This is a genomic window from Clostridium minihomine (genome assembly GCF_900240385.1).
Classification (GTDB): domain Bacteria; phylum Bacillota; class Clostridia; order Oscillospirales; family Acutalibacteraceae; genus Faecalispora; species Faecalispora minihomine.
On the sequence record NZ_OEQH01000001.1, the window covers coordinates 603113 to 619543 of the forward strand.

A 16431-nucleotide genomic window follows, 5' to 3' on the forward strand; every position below is an offset into this window, starting at 1 on the left:
GATTTCATGCGTAAGCTGGCCCGTCGTTTGGCTGTGCTGTTGTGTTCGGTTTGCCTTTTTTCCCTGTTTGGGTGTTCTTCCGCGATTTCTCAGCCTGCGGTAGAGCCGATTCTTAATTTTCAGGCAAAGGCAAATGTGACAATGGACAAAAACCAGTATGTCTGTAATTTGGATTATTCAGCGGAGCAAGGGGCGCAGCTGACGCTTCTGGTTCCTCAGGAACTGGAAGGAATGTCTTGGTCATGGGATAAACGGGTGATTTCTATTGCCTATGAAGGACTGACGGTCGCACAGGACAGTACGGTCTTGCCGGATACCGGCATTATCCCTTTGCTTTTGGAGTCGCTGGACGCAGCGGCAGTTCCCAATGCCTTGACCACTTCAGGGGACGGCTTATTTTTTGGCAGCACGCAAGGGCATAACTTCACGATTACGGTCGATCGCCGCAGCGGTCAGGTGAAACAGCTGGATATCCCAGAACGAGGCTTTAAGGCAATATTTGAGCCACTTTCTGAATGATTTTTTTTCTAAACATAAAAACAAAAAGATGGAAAAGAGTTTACAGTAAACTCTTTTCCGTCTTTTTGTTTTGGGTAAAATTCAGTTGATTTCTGTTTTTAAAGAGCACGAGCCTCTAATTTTATCTAAAATTAAGGGTTTCGCTCAAAGAATCATCTGGTTTTAAATGTATGCCATATCCATAAAATTTTAATAAAATCAGGCTGTGGCAAAAACAGGAGCAAAGCAAAGCTTTTGCCATGATAACTTGCGTTAACGCGTTAAAGCAGCAGAATAGAAAAAGTGGATAAGCCATTTTTATATGGCATAACACTGTCAAGCAGAAGGCAAGATAATATTATGTAGAGAGGCACAAGTACCTACGGATAAAAAGAAAATTGAAAAAAACGCATTCGATTGTATGAAAGCTTTCCGAAAAGGCAAAAATAGGTTTGGGCCCAATTATAAAATTATCGGAGCGTGAAAAAAGTGAATGTCAGAAGAGGTGATATTTATTATGCCGATCTCAGCCCTGTGGTAGGGTCGGAGCAAGGCGGAGTGAGGCCGGTGCTGATTGTTCAAAATGATGTAGGCAACCGATTTAGCCCAACTGTGATAGCAGCTGCCATTACAAGCCAAAGAGCCAAAGCAAAGCTGCCCACGCATATTATGCTGAACGCTGAAACCACAGGCTTGGCGAGGGATTCGATTGTCCTTTTGGAACAAATTCGCACCATTGATAAACACAGATTAAAGGAACGTATGGGACGCCTGGATAATGGGTCAATGTCGCTAATTGATCAGGCTTTGTCTATCAGCTTTGGTCTGGAACCTGAAACAGAGGTTAGGCAGGCTACATAGAGAAGCCTGAACACAAAAGTGAATAATATGTTTTGAACCGCAAAGAATATAGAAGAAAAAAACAAAGGAGGTAAAAACAATGGCGACATTAACCAGCAAAGAACTTTCTGCAATTGAGGATCAGCTCAGTGGTGAAAAACTTTTAATTACAAAACTGAAGGCTTATTCCCAAGGGTGCAATGACCCCCAGCTGAAGCAGCAGTACGATGACTTGGCCTGCAAGCATCAGCAGCATTACGATAAGCTTCTCAGCTTTTTGAATTAAAAGGAGTGAAAAAAATGGATCAGAATCAAACTCAAATGTCTATGCAGGATAAAGAGGTATTACACGACGTGCTGACCTCTCAGAAGACAATCACAGGCACCTATAATGCATTTACCAATGAATGCGCAACCCCTAACATTCGAAACGAGTTTCTGAACATCCTGACCGAGGAGCACCAGCTGCAGGCGCAGATCTTTGATGAGATGCACAAGCGTGGATGGTACCCCACCCCCGCTGCAGAGCAGCAGAAGATCGATCAGGCAAAACAGAAATTCCAGAACATGAATCAAAACAGCTAATTATTTGAAAAATTAAAATAAGTCATGCAACCTGTTTCGGGAAGTAACCCCCGTAATTGATATTGTGTGATTCCTCCTGAGCCACGAAGGAATGACTTCGTGGCTCTTTTATTTTGCAGGTAGAACTCTTGCCTGTGCTTTTGGACGTTATATCTAGCAAAATAGATAAGAGTCAAAAAAATCTCTCATAGTAATTTCCAGATGATCGCACAGCCTTTTGAGTTCTTCGATTCTGGGTTCAAAATTTTCATCATATAGGATTCGGGTCATCGTATGCTTAGGTAGCCCCGCCTGGGTACTTAATTCTTTTGGGGAAATGCTTCGTTCTATGCAAAGCTCTACAATTCTTATAGCTATCGCCAACCCTATCTTCATAAGGTATCCCTCCTTTGATTAGTGTTATATCACTTATTATATCACAGTGCTATACATAGTGCTATAACACTAACAAGTTTTTTCTTTATTCTGTATGCTTTTTATTAAGATCGTCGTTGTTAAGGAGTGGTTTTATGGATACAAGAGAAGCAGTCATTGAAAGAATTCTTGAGTTGTGTAAGGCACGAGGTATTACTCCAAATGCCTTAAGCTATATTGCAGGGGTACCCCAGTCAACCATAAAAAGTATCCTGAACGATGAAACCATGAATCCTGGTGTGGTCACAATCAAAAAGCTTTGTGATGGGTTTGGCATTACTTTGCCCGAATTTTTTGATACGGATCTGTTTCGCGGCTTAGAGCAAGAGATAAAATAGCCGGAATAAATCAGAGCAGAAAAATAGTGCAAAAATTTCCCGAATCGTTCAAAATAATTTAAAAATATTCGAATAGAATTGTTCCCAAATGTATGGTATTCTGTAATTATATTAACAACAGGGGGTACACAAATGATTATTACCACCACCAATGCAATCGAGGGCAAAAAAATCATTGCATATAAAGGAATCATGTTCGGCGAGGTTATTACCGGAATTAACTTTATCAAAGATTTTGCGGCAGGGCTGACCAACATTTTTGGCGGACGCTCCAATTCCTATGAAGGGGAATTGATGGAGGCCAGAACCAAGGCCATTGAAGAATTGAAAAGTAGAGCGGCGGCTGCGGGCGCCAACGCAGTAATTGGTGTTGATGTGGATTATGAGGTGCTGGGCTCAGGAAATAACATGTTGATGGTTACCGCGTCGGGAACTGCAGTGATGATAGAATAATAGAAAACACAATAAAAAAGAAGGGCAGAGCGGTTTTGCTCTACCCTTCTTCAGTTTTCTTTTAAGATGTTTTTGTGTGGCAATCATTTCCTTGATTTGGGGAAGAATATGTGAAAAATAGATTTTTTCCCGAAATCACGCCGGAAAGATAGTTTGCGTTGATCGTGTCAAATTAGTGTGGAAAATGTGGTAAGTGTGGTAAGTGCGATAAGATAAAAATAAGAATCCACCAAAGGAGAATTGAAATGGAAAACACTTTTTTTATGATTAGTATAGCTGTTCTTCTAATTGGTATGTTGTGTATCAGTGTAGGGGGGGCGATCTTTAAGTTTCGTGCATTTACGAATAAACAGGCTTGGAATGGTAGAACCAAGCCATTTTTATATACCGGAATCATCCTATTTATCATAGGTTTGGTTCTCGTTTATGTGACTTATCCCTTTCAGTAATTAGTTGTTCATCTCTTAAAATCAATACAATAAGGTATCTTTTAACATCAAACTAAGTTTGATGTTTTTTCTTTTAAAGATTGGCCAGTCACCGTTATCAGCCTTAATTATTATGATACCATTGCGATTCCCAACACATCATCCTTGAAGATAGAGTTGATTGAGATTGTATTCGTTTATGTGATCCATACGATGGTTGACATAAATTTCTATATCATGTTTTGAATACGCTTTAGAATTCCGAGTGAAGTTAGAGGCAAGGGGATGGGATATGTGAAATAGAACGATAGGATCTGCTGAGTACAGCAAGTCTAATATTATTTTTGAAAAAGAAAAAGCCCGCAAAAATGCGAGCCTTCTTGTTAAATAAATGCGACCAGGCCTGTAAGCCGAGTTCTGTCGTGAACAGCCATCTATCTTGGCCGGGCGTTACCGCCGCGGCTCAGTGCCACCTGTTCGGGACGCGTCGGGCCAACGCATTTGTCCCACTCCGGTGTTGCTCCGAATAGGGTTTACATAGCCGCGCGGTCTCCCGCGCGCTGGTGGGCTCTTACCCCGCCTTTCCAGCCTTACCTGCACAAAAGCGCAGGCGGTATCTCTCTGTTGCACTATCCCTGGGGTCACCCCCGGCGGCCGTTAGCCGTTATTCTTGCCCTGTGGAGCTCGGACTTTCCTCGGATAAACCCTTTCGGGTCATTACCCGCAGCTGCTCAGCCTGCTCGCATCGATTATTCTAACGAATTTTCTTTTACTTGTCAAGCGGGAACGCTTGGAAAGAGAGTTTAGTACTTATAATCCGTAATCAAAGTCTCTTTGGTCTGCCACAGCCGCTGTGATAAGTCCACATAATAGCGGTGGGGATTTTCAAAACGAGTTACTTCTTCCCACAGAGTATCTACCTGTGCCGCGCAATATTCCCGAATTTCGTGCAAATCTCTGGGGTGCATGACACAGTTCCCTTTTTCAAAAATCTGGGTCATCAGCGGAACCGCGCGAAAGTTTTCAACCCGTTTACGCTTCCAGATATAGTTGGGATCGAAAATAATATAGGGCATTTCATCATCAATCAGCTCGTCGTTCAGGGTAATCACATCTGCAATGGCTTTTCCGCTGTACCGGTCAAAAAGCCGCCACAGCCGTTTATAGCCGGGTGTGGTAATTTTAGTTACGTTTTCGCTCAGCTTGATTTTCGGTTCAATGGAACCGTCTTCGCGCTCCACCGCCACCAGCTTGTACACACCGCCGAATACCGGCTCAGAAGCAGAAGTGATCATGCGCTCGCCTACGCCAAAGGTGTCTACCTGTGCTCCCTGCATCAGCATATCGCGGATGATATATTCATCCAAAGAGTTAGAAGCGCAGATTTTGCAGTCTTCAAATCCGGCAGCGTCCAGCATTTGGCGTGCTTTACGGGAAAGATAGGTAATATCGCCGCTGTCAATGCGAATTCCCGCCGGTCGGAAGCCTTGGGGAACCAGTTCCTCATTAAAAATGCGGATGGCGTTGGGAATACCGGATTGCAATACATTATAGGTGTCGACCAGAAGAACGCACTGATTGGGATATTCCCGGGCATAAGCACGGAATGCGTCCAACTCGCTGTCAAACAGCTGCACCCAGCTGTGGGCCATGGTTCCCATGGCAGGAATTCCAAAATCCCGCTCACAGATGGTGCAGGCCGTTCCTGTGCAGCCGCCGATATAAGCGGCTCTGGCGCCATATACAGCGCCGTCAAAGCCTTGAGCCCGGCGAGAGCCGAATTCCATCACAGAGCGGCCGTTGGCAGCCCTTACAATGCGGTTGGCTTTGGTTGCAATCAGGGTTTGATGATTAATGCAGAGCAATACCATCGTTTCAATAAACTGGGCCTGAATGACCGGGCCGCGCACGGTAACGATGGGTTCACCGGGGAAAATAGGGGTGCCTTCCGGAACCGCCCAAACATCGCATTCAAAATGGAAATTTGCCAGATAATTAATAAATTCCGAATTGAAATCACCGGTGGAACGCAGGTATGCCAAATCCTGCTGGGTAAAAGAAAGGTTCTGAAGGTATTCCACCATTTGCTGAACGCCTGCCATAATCGCAAAGCCGCCGGAATCGGGAATCTTGCGAAAGAACATATCAAAATAAACGATTTTATCTTGAAATCCGTTCGTAAAATAACCGTTTGCCATGGTGATCTCATAAAAATCGGTAAGCATAGTCAGGTTTTTGCCAAAAGGAGTTTGTGCCTTTTCCTCCAATTCCATACACCCCATTAAAATCAATAATTACAAAATAATCTCTCGCTGCCCTTTCTGCATATTATAAACAGAAAGCAAAGAAAATACAAAACCCGCAAGAATAAATCGTTCCCTGTTAAAATTCGGGGCAAGCCCCGCAGAACAGGCTCCAGAAGGAATTCCGGAGAATTTGTTGAACACTATTATAGCAAGAAAACCATCAAATAACAATGATTTTTTCATATCGAGCAAAATGCGCCTTGTTTCACAGGAAATCGGCAATTTAAACGGAACAATTCCAAAAATTTTGTACGTTTTTTATTGCGTTTTTTGATTTTTTCTACTATAATGGAATTTATTCCGGATAGTGGTATTATTATATTCTAGAAATGATACTTTGCTTTCATGATGGGAACAGCAATTTTGTATCTTTTTGTTGGAGAGGGAAAGAATTTATTTTTTGTCACACCGGCTGACGAGAGCTGGTTATGAACAAATGGGGAGATGAAAGAATTGAGATTACGCAAACAAGCGCTTGGCAACCGCAATTTGGTCGGATCCCATGTGGAATTAGCGCGAAAAAATCAGGGCATGAAACAGAAGGAGCTGTTAGCTCAGCTGCAGGTAAATGGGATTGACATGAACGCATCCGGTCTTTCTAAACTGGAAGGTCAAATCCGTTATGTAACCGATTATGAGCTGGTGGCTCTGTCTAATATTTTGAATGTTTCTGTTGACTGGCTGTTGGGGAAAGAAGACTAATCCCCAGAAATAATGATTACCACAAAAGAGCAGCATCCCGATTTTGGGATGCTGCTCTTTTTTATTTTTAAAAATGCTTTTATCATTTTCGCCGGATCTCATACATTGCATATATGAATTTTTAATGAAAGCTACAAAATGAAATCTTTTCATTAAATTTTTGTTGACATCTTGCTTTCTACAACGTATGCTATATCAAAAGTAAATAAATTATTCATATATAAATAGTATGAAATAAAACAGCCGAAGAGAAACGCAAAGAACAGGGGAGGGGACACGGCCATGATTTCAGTCGATAATATCCAAAAATCCTTTGGAGAGAAAGAGATATTAAAAGGCGTGGATTTGACCATTCAGCAAGGGGATGTGGCGGTCATTATCGGGCCCAGCGGAACGGGAAAAACCACGCTGCTGCGCTGTATGAATGGTTTAGAAAAAGCCGACGGCGGAAATATCCGGATTGACAATGTGAGCTATGATTACAAAAAGTCATCCAGAAAACAGCTTTTGGCCCTCCGCCGAAAAACGGCCATGGTGTTTCAGCACTATAATCTGTTTAAAAATAAGACCGCGTTAGAAAATGTTACTGAGGGCCTGATTACCGTGCAGAAAATTTCAAAGACAGATGCCGTTCAAACGGCGAAGCAGCAGCTGAAAAGCGTGGGGCTGGCAGGGAAAGAGGATTCTTATCCGCATCAGCTGTCGGGCGGCCAGCAGCAGCGGGTGGGGATTGCCAGAGCGCTGGCTTTAAACCCTTCTGTGATTCTGTTTGACGAACCGACTTCTTCGCTGGACCCGGAACTGGTTGGCGAGGTGCTTTCGGTGATGAAGCAGGTGGCACGAAGGGGAATCACCATGGTGGTAGTAACCCATGAAATGAGCTTTGCCCAGACCATTGCCAATCAAGTTGTTTTTATGGAGGGCGGCAAAATCATTGAAAGAGGTTCACCCCGTGATATTTTTACAGCACCCAAACAAGCGGCCACAAAACGGTTTTTAGACTGTGTCTATCAGCCTTTTGTTTATCAAATATAAAAAACGGCATGGCTCGCAGCCACAATACTTAGGAGGATTCTTATGAAAACAAAACTTTTCAGTTCTGTACTAACAGCGACGCTTTTGGCAGGAGTATTGTCAGGCTGCGCACAAAACACAGAAATAGCCAGCCAAAGCGGTGCAGAGTCGTCTGCGGCTCAGGTGAAAACAGTGAATGTCGCTTTAGAGTCCGGCTCGAAACCTTTAAGCTTTGAGAATGAAAACGGAGAAAAAGTTGGTTATGAAGTAGACGTATTAAAGGCAGTGGATGAACTGATTCCCGAATATGAATTTAACATTGATTTCGTGGAAAGCGATGCCACTCAAATTGGCCTGGAAACCGGAAAGTACGCATTGATTGGCGGCGGACTGTATAAGACCCCGGAACGAGAAGAAAAGTATCTGATTCCCGATGCCATTAACGGCGTCAGCCTGATTAACATTTATGTCAATGAAGAGGACAATTCCATTCAAAGTCTGGACGATCTGGTGGGAAAAAAGCTGGTTCCTTCCACCCCTAACGGCGGTATTTTTAATCTTTTGACCGCTTATAACCAGGAACATGCTGACAAACCCATTACCATTACCACCGGTGACGGTGTGTCGGTAGCCGACCGCTTCGTGTCTGTCAGCAACAAAGAATATGATGCTTTGGTGCTGCCGAACAACCTGGGGTTTAACGAGATTCAAAAAGAACTGGGCCTGAAAGTAAAAGCTGTGGAGAACCCGGTTAAAATTAACGGCACTTATTTTGCGCTGGCCAAGGATCAGGCGGACTTGTCCACAAAGATAGAAGAGGCTTTGAAAACTCTGCGTGAAAACGGTACCTTGTCCAAACTGTCGGTAAGCTGGTACGGAGAAGACACCATTCAATACTTTACCGAATAATTTATTTTGCCGGCGAAAGGAGTGGCACCTGTGGATTTTGGCATTGACTTTTCTTATGTTTTAAAAATGATCGAGCGAATCAGCACTGCAATTCCTTATACGCTTTTGATCATCGTGATTTCTGGTGTGATGGGGCTTTTGCTGGCATCAGGTGTCGCTGCTATCCGCATAAAAAAGTGGAAGGTTCTTTATCCGATTACCAGTATTTATGTATCTTTTTTTCGCAGCACGCCCTGTTTAATTCACATTTTTCTCGTCTATTACGGTTTGCCGCTGATTTTGCGGGAATTCGGAATTTTTGCCGATGGCTGGAGTAAGACGCTGTATGCCTCGCTGGCTTTAATTCTGTTTAACGGCGCCTATCTATCCGAATTCCTGCGCCCGGCGTATCTGGCGGTGGAGAAAGGGCAGCACGACGCTGCGGACAGTGTGGGAATGACCGGTTTGTCTAAATTCCGCCGGATCATCCTGCCGCAGATGCTTCCCATTGCGTGGCCCAATCTGGAAAATGCCTTTGTAGAGCTGGTTAAGGATACCTCTGTCCTGTTTGTCATCGGCCTGACCGATATTATGGGCTTGGCAAAGAAAATCATTTCCAACGATTTTGGGGTGAAAAAGCTGGAAGTCTATCTTGCCGCGGCGGTCATTTATTGGTGCATTACCTTTGCAGTCAGTAAAATTTGCCAGTTGGTGGAAAAACAAATTGGAATCGGCAAACAGCAAAGAAGTGGGTGAGGGTATGCTGAGCGTAAGAATTATATGGGAAGATATGCGGTTTATCCTGACGGTGGTTCCGTTTACCCTTGGCACTTCCTTTTTGGTGCTGGCGGCCGGCGTCTTTCTGGGATTTTTGATCGCTGTGGTAAGGATCAAGCGGATTCCGGTGGCAAAGCAGCTGGCTCGGGTATTTATGGATTATACCAGGGGAATTCCTTTGGTGATTCATCTGTATCTGGCTTATTTTATCCTGCCGGTTGTGATAGAAAAGCTTAGCGGAGCATTTGGAGCAGAAAGAATTCAGGTTCCTCCTTTGGCGGTGCTGGTGGTCGCTTATTCCTTCTATATTTCGGTGGGGCAATCTGAAAATATCCGAAGCGCGTATTCCTCCATTGATCCCGGCCAGTGGGATGCAGCTTATGCATCCGGACTCAGCGGGTATCAAGCGCTTCGCCGAATTGTGATTCCCCAGGGGGTTACCGTGGCGGTACCGGTGTTGTTTCATACTTATTTGGGGATTATCAAAGGGCTTTCTTTGGCTTTTACCATCGGTATTACCGATATTCTGGCACAGGCGAAGTTGGCTTCGGCTCAAAACGCTCACTATCTGGAAGCCTATCTTGCGGCGGCATTGGTCTATTGGATTCTTTGCGGCGTGCTTGGCATGGTATTTCATCGGATGGAGCTGGCATTCAAGAAATGGTAGGTGTGTTATGAACAAGACAGAACGGATTCAGGCGGCACTAAACAAACAAGAGGTCGATAAAATTCCCCTGAACCTGTGGATGCATTTTTCTGCCGTAGATCAGGATCCCAGAAGCCTGGCAGAAGCGCAGGTGGCCTTTGCACAGAAATATGATTTTGATTTTATTAAGCTGATGCCTTTCGGGCTGTATGGCGTTCAGGATTACGGCGTGAAGGTGAAGATTTTTAACCGGGTGAATTTTCCCCCCGTTGTGGATGATTATGGTATTCACAACATTTGGGATTGGGACAGAATTGAGCCTTTGCCTGCCATTTATGGCTCTTATGGCAAACAGCTTCAGGCAGCCCGGTATACCATTCAGCTGGCGAAAAGGCAGCTGCCGATTATTCAAACAATTTTCAGTCCGCTGACCACCGCCAGAAAGCTGGCAGGCGACCGGATTCTGTTGGATATGAAAGAAGATCCCCGGTTGTTTCGGCAGGCCCTTCAGGCGCTGACTGAAACCACTATCAATTTTGTAAAAGCTAATATAGAAGCAGGGGTGGATGGCTTCTTTTTCGCCACCCAATGCGCCAATCATGATTTTCTGACCGAAGCGGAATATCGGGAGTTCGGCGAGTATTTCGATCGTCAGGTTATTGCAGCCTATCAAAAGGAAACTTATTTTAATGTGGCGCATTTGCATGGGGATAACGGTATGTTTGAGCTGATTGCAGATTATCCGGTGAACTGCATCAACTGGCATGATCGCTGGAGCCATCCCACTTTGGAACAAGCCAGAAAGCTGACAGACAAATGCCTGTTGGGCGGAATTCGGGAAGCGCCTTATTACAATGAAAATGGCGAGAAAATTCGCGACAGTATTTTGGTATCTGGTTCTGTGGCGGAAGTGGAGCAGCATGTGCAGCAGGCGATAGTCGCGGCGGGAGAAACGGGCTTCATTTTAGGGCCCGGCTGTGTCGCAGATCAAGATTTGCCGGAAAAAAACCTGTATGCTCTGTGCCGTGCGGTTTACCGTGGCGCTGCATTGGCTGGTTAAGATAGAAAAAATCCGTTCGCTATTTTGCCGAACGGATTTTTTTCTATGTTGCACTTAGTTCAGAAGAGCTTTCTTACACACTGGGTGGGTCTTCTTGGGATTCGGTCGTTTGCCAATCGGGTTCTTCCCCCACATACCGGAATCCCCGGTAATTCATCCCGCTTTGCCGGGCTGCGGAATGGTAAGTATCCCATTCCGGCCCGGCGCACCACACCGTTTCAAAGTGTTCGGAAACTCTGAGCCCTTGGGGAAAGGAAAATACCCCGCAGGGGTCGTATTTTTGTTTGATAGCTTGCAGCCGCTCGGTGTGGCAGCCAAAATATTCGCAAAGCCAATGGGGTAAATACCGGTATGGAAAATTCACATAAGCGCCTTCGGTCATAGATGCGAACAGCGGAAAATGAGTATTAATCCATGCGCGTCCCGGATTCACATAAATTGGATCTTCCCAAACGGTAGACATCCACAGAATGTATTTGGCCTTTCGGTAATAAAAAGCGGTGTCATCTTGCCCCACTTCGGCTACCTTTCCGCCCAAGGCATACAGAGAAAATCCGGTAAATACAGAGCCTTCCGGGGGATTCTGTACCATTTGAATCAAAGAGAAAATTTCTGCCGGTGTCAAATCACACATGACAAAACGGCTGGCAGCGCTGAACATTTCCCAGGCCGGGTATCCGCTGCCAAGAATTTGCACAGCCTGAAGAAAGGTGGTTTCTTCCAGATTGGATTTCGTAGGATCAGCCTGCAAAAATGCCTGAAGCTGTTGCTCTGCTTCTTGGCTGGTGCCGTAGAAAATTCCCCGAACCAGCATGGCCAGACCGTCTTGCACCGAGTGATATACCCTTGAAATCAACGTCATTCGATAATCTGCCTGATTCAGCCAGCTTTGCCACATTTCCCAAAACTCCAGCTGCTTTTGAGAAGTGACATGCAGGTATTCTATTTCGATGAGTGTAACGCTCTCCACTTTCGGCGGCAGACGGAAGGTGATTGATACCACAACCCCGAAATTCCCGCCTCCGGCGCCCCGGCAAGCCCAGAACAGATCTTCATTATTGGTTCGGCTGGCCGAAATCAGGCGGCCGTCGGCATCAATCAGGTGGATTTCTTCCACACTGTCGCATCCCAGCCCCAGATAGCGGCAGGAAAGCCCCCAGCCGCCGCCCAGCGAATATCCGCTCACGCCTACAGTGGGGCAGGTGCCACCCGGAAAGGGATATCCCCGCGAGGATACATAGTCATACACCTGTTTGTTGGTTACGCCGGCTAAAACATGGACAAGCCCTTGTTCTTCCTCTATTTCAATGTCATTCATTTCACTGATATCGATGACCAGTGCACAGTTGCCATTGGAATAGCCCTCATAGTTATGGCCCCCGCTTCGGATGCGCAGGGGCATGCAGTTCTTTTGAGCCCAGATGACGGCATTGGATACATCCTGAATGGTTTGGCAATATACGATGATTCCCGGATATTGCTGTATCGAGCGGTTCTAGTCCTGCCTGGCCTGTGGATACCAGGGGGAGCAAGGGGTAAGAATGCGGCCGCTCAGGCCGCTGAAATTATCTTGACTCAATCATAACCCTGCCTTTATTTTATATTTTTAATAGGGGAAAGCAGATGTTTAACATGTATACCGGCCATGATGTGGATGCAGCCCGGTATATTTTTTCAAAATTTACGGGCGGATCTGCGGGAAATCCTTGTATTGTCTTTCTGATTTGGATATAATCAAACAATAAGAATGCGAAAGGAATGCCGGTATGGAACAGCAGTTTTCACAGAAGGTATATGGTGTTGTGAAGCAAATTCCTTTGGGGAAGGTAGCGACCTATGGCCAAATTGCTTTTTTGGTGGGAACTCCCCGGCGAGCACGACAGGTGGGATATGTACTGAGCCGCACCCCGTCTTTTCTGGATTTGCCTTGTCATCGGGTGGTAAACCGTTTGGGAAACCTAGTGCCGGGCTGGGAAGAGCAGCGCCTTCTGCTGGAGCGGGAAGGTGTGCACTTTCGGGACAACGGGACTGTAGATCTTCGGCAAAGTATTTGGAACCCAGAAGAAACATCCATCAAACCGGAAGAAGGAGAGAGAGTATGACATTCCAGGAAATGCGAAGAAAAGACCGTCAGCTGGAATCGGAAGAAGTTACACAGCTGTTGGAACGGGCAGAATACGGTATTTTGTCCACCATGGGTCAAAATGAATATCCTTATGGCATCCCGGTCAGTTATATATATGCGGATGATACGATTTATTTTCATTGTGCAGTCGCCGGGAGTAAACTGGATAATATAGAAAAAAATAATAAGGTTTCCTTTTGCGTGGTGGGGAATACTTGTGTATTGTCTGAAAAGTTTACCACCAATTATGAAAGCGCTGTTGTATTCGGCAAAGCACAAGAGGTTTTGGGGGAAGAAAAACAGCAGGTGTTGGAACAGATTTTACAAAAGTACTCGCCGGATTATCTGGAAAGCGGAAGGCGCTATATCGAAAGCGCTGCAGACAGAGTGAAGGTTATGAAGATTGCAGTGGAACATCTTTCTGGAAAGGCAAGAAAGTAACGGGCTTTGCGTACGAAAGATGGGTATAATCGAATCAAAATAGATTTAGTTTTAATAAAAAGATAATGTCATAATTAGAATTACATATTGCTGAAATTGTGAAATTGTGGTATGCTATTTAAAATGGCAGACCGGATTTTGAAGAATGCAAACAATAAAGGGAGGAAGCCCAGTGAAATATCAAATCATTGTGGACAGCTGTGTGGACTTTAACGAAGAAGTATTTGGGGATACCAGCGAGATTACGCGCATTCCTTTTCAACTGATGATTGATGACGAATCCATGATTGACGATAATTTGGATCTGGATCAGTTGATTTCTAAAATGAAGGCCAGTAAACGAAAAGTATCCACAGCGTGCCCCTCGCTCCATGATTATTTGGAAGCGTATAAAAACTGTACGGTCAATTATGTGGTCACGATTTCGTCCCGGCTCAGCGGGTCTTATCAAAGTGCCATGGCGGCCAAACAGATGCTGGAAGAGTCCGGAAGCACCAGTCAGGTGCATGTGATAGACAGCAAATCCGCTTCTGCAGGGCAAACTCTGGTTGTATTGCAATTAAAACGGATGTTGGAAAAGCAGATGGAATCCAGCCAGATTTTATTGACGCTCAGCCGTTATGTTTCCACTCTGCAAACATTATTTGTGCCTGTGTCGCTCAATAATCTGGAGAAGAACGGCAGAATCAACGGGATTCAGGCCATTATGAGCCGGGTGCTTCATATTATTCCTATTCTGGGTTCCAACGGCGACGGGATTCTGGAACTAAAGGATCGTGCCAGAGGAGAAACGCAGGCGATAGAAAAGCTTTTTGCTATCATAAAGCGTGATGCTGTGAATATGACTGAATCTGTTTTGGCCATTACTCATGTCAATGCCAAGGGGAAAGCAGAGGCTTTGTGTGACAAGATTAAGAGCATTTTTTCTTTTCAAGAGGTTGTCGTATTTCAGGCTAGCGGCCTGAGCACTGTTTATGCCGATGATGGTGGCATTGTATTGGCTTTTTAAGCCATTGCAATCCATTGATATAAAAAAGAGGATATCCTTTCAGTAAGGATATCCTCTTTTTTATATTCCGACAGATTAGGCAGGTTTGCAAAATTAGCTCTGTTTTTGATGAATCTTTCATGTTTAAAGGTTGTGGTCTTCCAGAGCTATATATTAATCTTTTCAGCCGGAATAAAGATAATTTTTGAAAAAATGATCCGTAAGGATTGCTATGATACCGAAATTAGAATATAATGAGATCAAAAATTCAGGAGGCCCGAATGGAATATATATCCGCACACGAAACAGCAAAACGATGGGGAGTCTCACAAAGACGTGTCTGTGCGTTATGCGCTGGCGGGCGCGTGCCCCATGTAAAACGGCTGGGAAATATGTGGCTGATTCCCGAAGGCGCAGAAAAACCGAAGGATGCTCGAAAAAGGGCCAAAAAGAAACCGGATGGCCCGATTCGACCCAAGCCTTTTTTGAAGTGGGCGGGGGGTAAAAGGCAGCTGGTGGAAGCGATTCGGCAGCGGTATCCCAAAGGGCTGGGCAGCGTTATCCATAAGTATGCAGAGCCTTTTGTAGGGGGAGGCGCCGTTCTGTTTGATATTTTGCAGCGGTTTGATTTTTCTGAAATATACATATCCGACACCAATGCCGAATTAATCCATACTTACCGGATGGTTCGGGATCATGTGGAGGAATTGATTTTAAGGCTGAGCCGGCTACAAGAGGAATTTTTGCCGCTGCACACCGAAGAGCGCAAGAAATTTTATTACAAGCAGCGCAAGCGCTTTAACGCACTTTCTCTTTGTGCCCCGCAAAAGGAGCAGATAGAAAAAGCCGCTTGTTTTATTTTTTTGAACAAGACCTGCTTTAATGGCCTTTACCGGGTAAACCGCCGGGGGAAGTATAATGTGCCGATGGGGGCTTATAAAAACCCGGTTATTTGTGATGTAGATAATCTTCGTGCTGTGTCAGCTGTTTTGCAGAAAGTTCAAATCGTTTGCGCGGATTATTCTCAATCGGAATCTTTTATTGATTCCGTTACCTTTGCCTATTTCGACCCTCCCTACCGGCCGTTGAATCACACATCTAATTTTACGGCATATACACAAGTCGGGTTTCAGGATGAACAGCAGGAAAAGCTGGCGCAATATATTCGGTACTTGGCTCAGCAGAAAGGGGCATTTGTGTTAACCAGCAATTCAGATCCGAAAAATACAGACCCAGAGGATGATTTTTTAGACAGACTATATTCCGGATTTCAGATTGACCGGGTCAATGCAGTGCGGCTCATTAACCGAGATCCGAAAGGACGCGGCGAAATCAAAGAACTGCTGATTTCCAACTATGAATAAAAGAAAAACAGGAAAACGGTCCGTTGCCCGTTTTCCTGTTTTTTATGTTGAATTTTAAGACCGGTACTTTTATTCTTTATCGCTTTTCTGTCTCTTCATTGTGCATCTCACGAATTAAATTGACCATCTCAATCGCGCCTGCTGCGCAGTCAAAGCCTTTGTTGCCGGCTTTGGTGCCTGCACGTTCAATCGCCTGTTCAATATTTTCGGTAGTCAGTACACCGAACAGGACAGGAATGCCGCTGTGAAGCGACACATGAGCAATTCCTTTAGACACTTCGCTGCAAACATAATCATAATGCGTAGTGCTTCCCCGAATGACCGCTCCAAGGCAAATGACGGCGTCGTACTTTCCGCAGTTTGCCATTTTGGATGCAATCAACGGAATTTCAAAAGCACCGGGAACCCACGCTACTTCGATACTTTCTTCGTCAATATCATGGCGCCTAAGGCAATCCAGAGCCCCGCTAAGCAGTTTTGCAGTAATAAACTCGTTGAAACGTGCTGCAACAATACCAATTTTGATTTCTTTGGATACCAGCTTTCCTTCCAATACTCTCATGA

The 16431-nt window shown here is 44.9% G+C and carries 20 protein-coding genes and 1 other RNA gene; 16 read left to right on the forward strand and 5 right to left on the reverse strand.

The window, feature by feature from the left end:
* Positions 1–6: 6 nt before the first annotated feature.
* From C1A02_RS02835 to C1A02_RS02850, 4 genes are all read left to right on the forward strand, one after another.
* Positions 7–519, forward strand: a complete 513-nt coding sequence (locus tag C1A02_RS02835; RefSeq protein ID WP_101696680.1) for a hypothetical protein — start codon at positions 7–9, stop codon at positions 517–519.
* 468 nt (positions 520–987) lie between these two features.
* Positions 988–1359, forward strand: a complete 372-nt coding sequence (locus C1A02_RS02840) for a type II toxin-antitoxin system PemK/MazF family toxin (protein WP_101696681.1) — start codon at positions 988–990, stop codon at positions 1357–1359.
* Between the two features lie 79 nt (positions 1360–1438).
* Positions 1439–1624, forward strand: coding sequence for a spore coat protein (locus C1A02_RS02845; RefSeq protein ID WP_101696682.1), 186 nt, complete (start codon positions 1439–1441; stop codon positions 1622–1624).
* Between the two features lie 14 nt (positions 1625–1638).
* Positions 1639–1923 (forward strand): spore coat protein, encoded by a 285-nt coding sequence (locus C1A02_RS02850; RefSeq protein ID WP_101696683.1) that lies wholly within the window; start codon positions 1639–1641, stop codon positions 1921–1923.
* Between the two features lie 153 nt (positions 1924–2076).
* Here C1A02_RS02850 and C1A02_RS13915 read toward each other — a convergent pair whose 3' ends face one another.
* Positions 2077–2298: a helix-turn-helix domain-containing protein gene (locus C1A02_RS13915; protein ID WP_101696684.1), complete on the reverse strand. Its 222-nt coding sequence runs from the start codon at positions 2296–2298 to the stop codon at positions 2077–2079.
* 134 nt (positions 2299–2432) lie between these two features.
* Here C1A02_RS13915 and C1A02_RS02860 point away from each other — a divergent pair, with 134 nt between their 5' ends.
* Together C1A02_RS02860 and C1A02_RS02865 are read left to right on the forward strand one after the other, a co-directional pair.
* Positions 2433–2675, forward strand: a complete 243-nt coding sequence (locus tag C1A02_RS02860; RefSeq protein ID WP_101696685.1) for a helix-turn-helix domain-containing protein — start codon at positions 2433–2435, stop codon at positions 2673–2675.
* A 132-nt stretch (positions 2676–2807) separates the two neighbouring features.
* Positions 2808–3128 carry a putative heavy metal-binding protein gene (locus tag C1A02_RS02865; RefSeq protein ID WP_101696686.1) on the forward strand — a complete coding sequence of 107 codons (321 nt, stop codon included), beginning with the start codon at positions 2808–2810 and terminating at the stop codon, positions 3126–3128.
* Between the two features lie 818 nt (positions 3129–3946).
* On the opposite strand, the gene rnpB is transcribed toward C1A02_RS02865, so the two are convergent.
* Both rnpB and C1A02_RS02880 read right to left on the reverse strand, forming a co-directional pair.
* An RNA gene (gene rnpB, locus C1A02_RS02875) (RNase P RNA component class A) lies at positions 3947–4299 on the reverse strand.
* A 60-nt stretch (positions 4300–4359) separates the two neighbouring features.
* Positions 4360–5829, reverse strand: coding sequence for a nicotinate phosphoribosyltransferase (locus C1A02_RS02880; protein WP_101696688.1), 1470 nt, complete (start codon positions 5827–5829; stop codon positions 4360–4362).
* A gap of 477 nt (positions 5830–6306) precedes the next feature.
* On the opposite strand from C1A02_RS02880, the gene C1A02_RS02890 reads away from it, so the two are divergent.
* The 6 genes from C1A02_RS02890 (at position 6307) to C1A02_RS02915 (ending at position 10949) form a co-directional block, all read left to right on the forward strand.
* Positions 6307–6564, forward strand: coding sequence for a helix-turn-helix domain-containing protein (locus C1A02_RS02890; protein WP_306437201.1), 258 nt, complete (start codon positions 6307–6309; stop codon positions 6562–6564).
* Positions 6565–6846: 282 nt separating this feature from the next.
* Positions 6847–7599 carry an amino acid ABC transporter ATP-binding protein gene (locus C1A02_RS02895; protein WP_101696691.1) on the forward strand — a complete coding sequence of 251 codons (753 nt, stop codon included), beginning with the start codon at positions 6847–6849 and terminating at the stop codon, positions 7597–7599.
* Positions 7600–7641: 42 nt separating this feature from the next.
* On the forward strand, positions 7642–8487 hold the full coding sequence (locus C1A02_RS02900) for a transporter substrate-binding domain-containing protein (protein WP_101696692.1): 846 nt from the start codon (positions 7642–7644) through the stop codon (positions 8485–8487).
* 30 nt (positions 8488–8517) lie between these two features.
* Positions 8518–9222, forward strand: a complete 705-nt coding sequence (locus C1A02_RS02905; protein ID WP_243577891.1) for an amino acid ABC transporter permease — start codon at positions 8518–8520, stop codon at positions 9220–9222.
* Positions 9191–9910, forward strand: coding sequence for an amino acid ABC transporter permease (locus C1A02_RS02910; RefSeq protein ID WP_243577892.1), 720 nt, complete (start codon positions 9191–9193; stop codon positions 9908–9910). Before C1A02_RS02905 ends, C1A02_RS02910 begins: the two co-directional genes overlap by 32 nt.
* A gap of 7 nt (positions 9911–9917) precedes the next feature.
* Positions 9918–10949: a uroporphyrinogen decarboxylase family protein gene (locus tag C1A02_RS02915; protein WP_101696693.1), complete on the forward strand. Its 1032-nt coding sequence runs from the start codon at positions 9918–9920 to the stop codon at positions 10947–10949.
* A gap of 73 nt (positions 10950–11022) precedes the next feature.
* On the opposite strand, the gene C1A02_RS02920 is transcribed toward C1A02_RS02915, so the two are convergent.
* Positions 11023–12435 (reverse strand): FAD-binding oxidoreductase, encoded by a 1413-nt coding sequence (locus tag C1A02_RS02920; RefSeq protein WP_101696694.1) that lies wholly within the window; start codon positions 12433–12435, stop codon positions 11023–11025.
* Between the two features lie 280 nt (positions 12436–12715).
* Between C1A02_RS02920 and C1A02_RS02925 the strand changes: the two genes are divergently transcribed.
* The 4 genes from C1A02_RS02925 to C1A02_RS02940 all read left to right on the forward strand — a co-directional run bounded on the left by C1A02_RS02925 (position 12716) and on the right by C1A02_RS02940 (position 15867).
* Entirely contained in the window at positions 12716–13051 is a 336-nt protein-coding gene (locus tag C1A02_RS02925) for an MGMT family protein (RefSeq protein ID WP_101696695.1), read from the forward strand.
* Positions 13048–13515, forward strand: a complete 468-nt coding sequence (locus C1A02_RS02930) for a pyridoxamine 5'-phosphate oxidase family protein (protein ID WP_101696696.1) — start codon at positions 13048–13050, stop codon at positions 13513–13515. The genes C1A02_RS02925 and C1A02_RS02930 overlap by 4 nt, the downstream gene beginning before the upstream one ends.
* A gap of 172 nt (positions 13516–13687) precedes the next feature.
* On the forward strand, positions 13688–14524 hold the full coding sequence (locus C1A02_RS02935) for a DegV family protein (RefSeq protein WP_101696697.1): 837 nt from the start codon (positions 13688–13690) through the stop codon (positions 14522–14524).
* A gap of 260 nt (positions 14525–14784) precedes the next feature.
* Positions 14785–15867, forward strand: a complete 1083-nt coding sequence (locus tag C1A02_RS02940; RefSeq protein WP_101696698.1) for a DNA adenine methylase — start codon at positions 14785–14787, stop codon at positions 15865–15867.
* Between the two features lie 76 nt (positions 15868–15943).
* Here the strand turns inward: C1A02_RS02940 and ribH are convergent, their stop codons facing one another.
* Positions 15944–16429, reverse strand: coding sequence for a 6,7-dimethyl-8-ribityllumazine synthase (ribH, locus tag C1A02_RS02945; RefSeq protein ID WP_101696699.1), 486 nt, complete (start codon positions 16427–16429; stop codon positions 15944–15946).
* Positions 16430–16431: the final 2 nt, after the last annotated feature.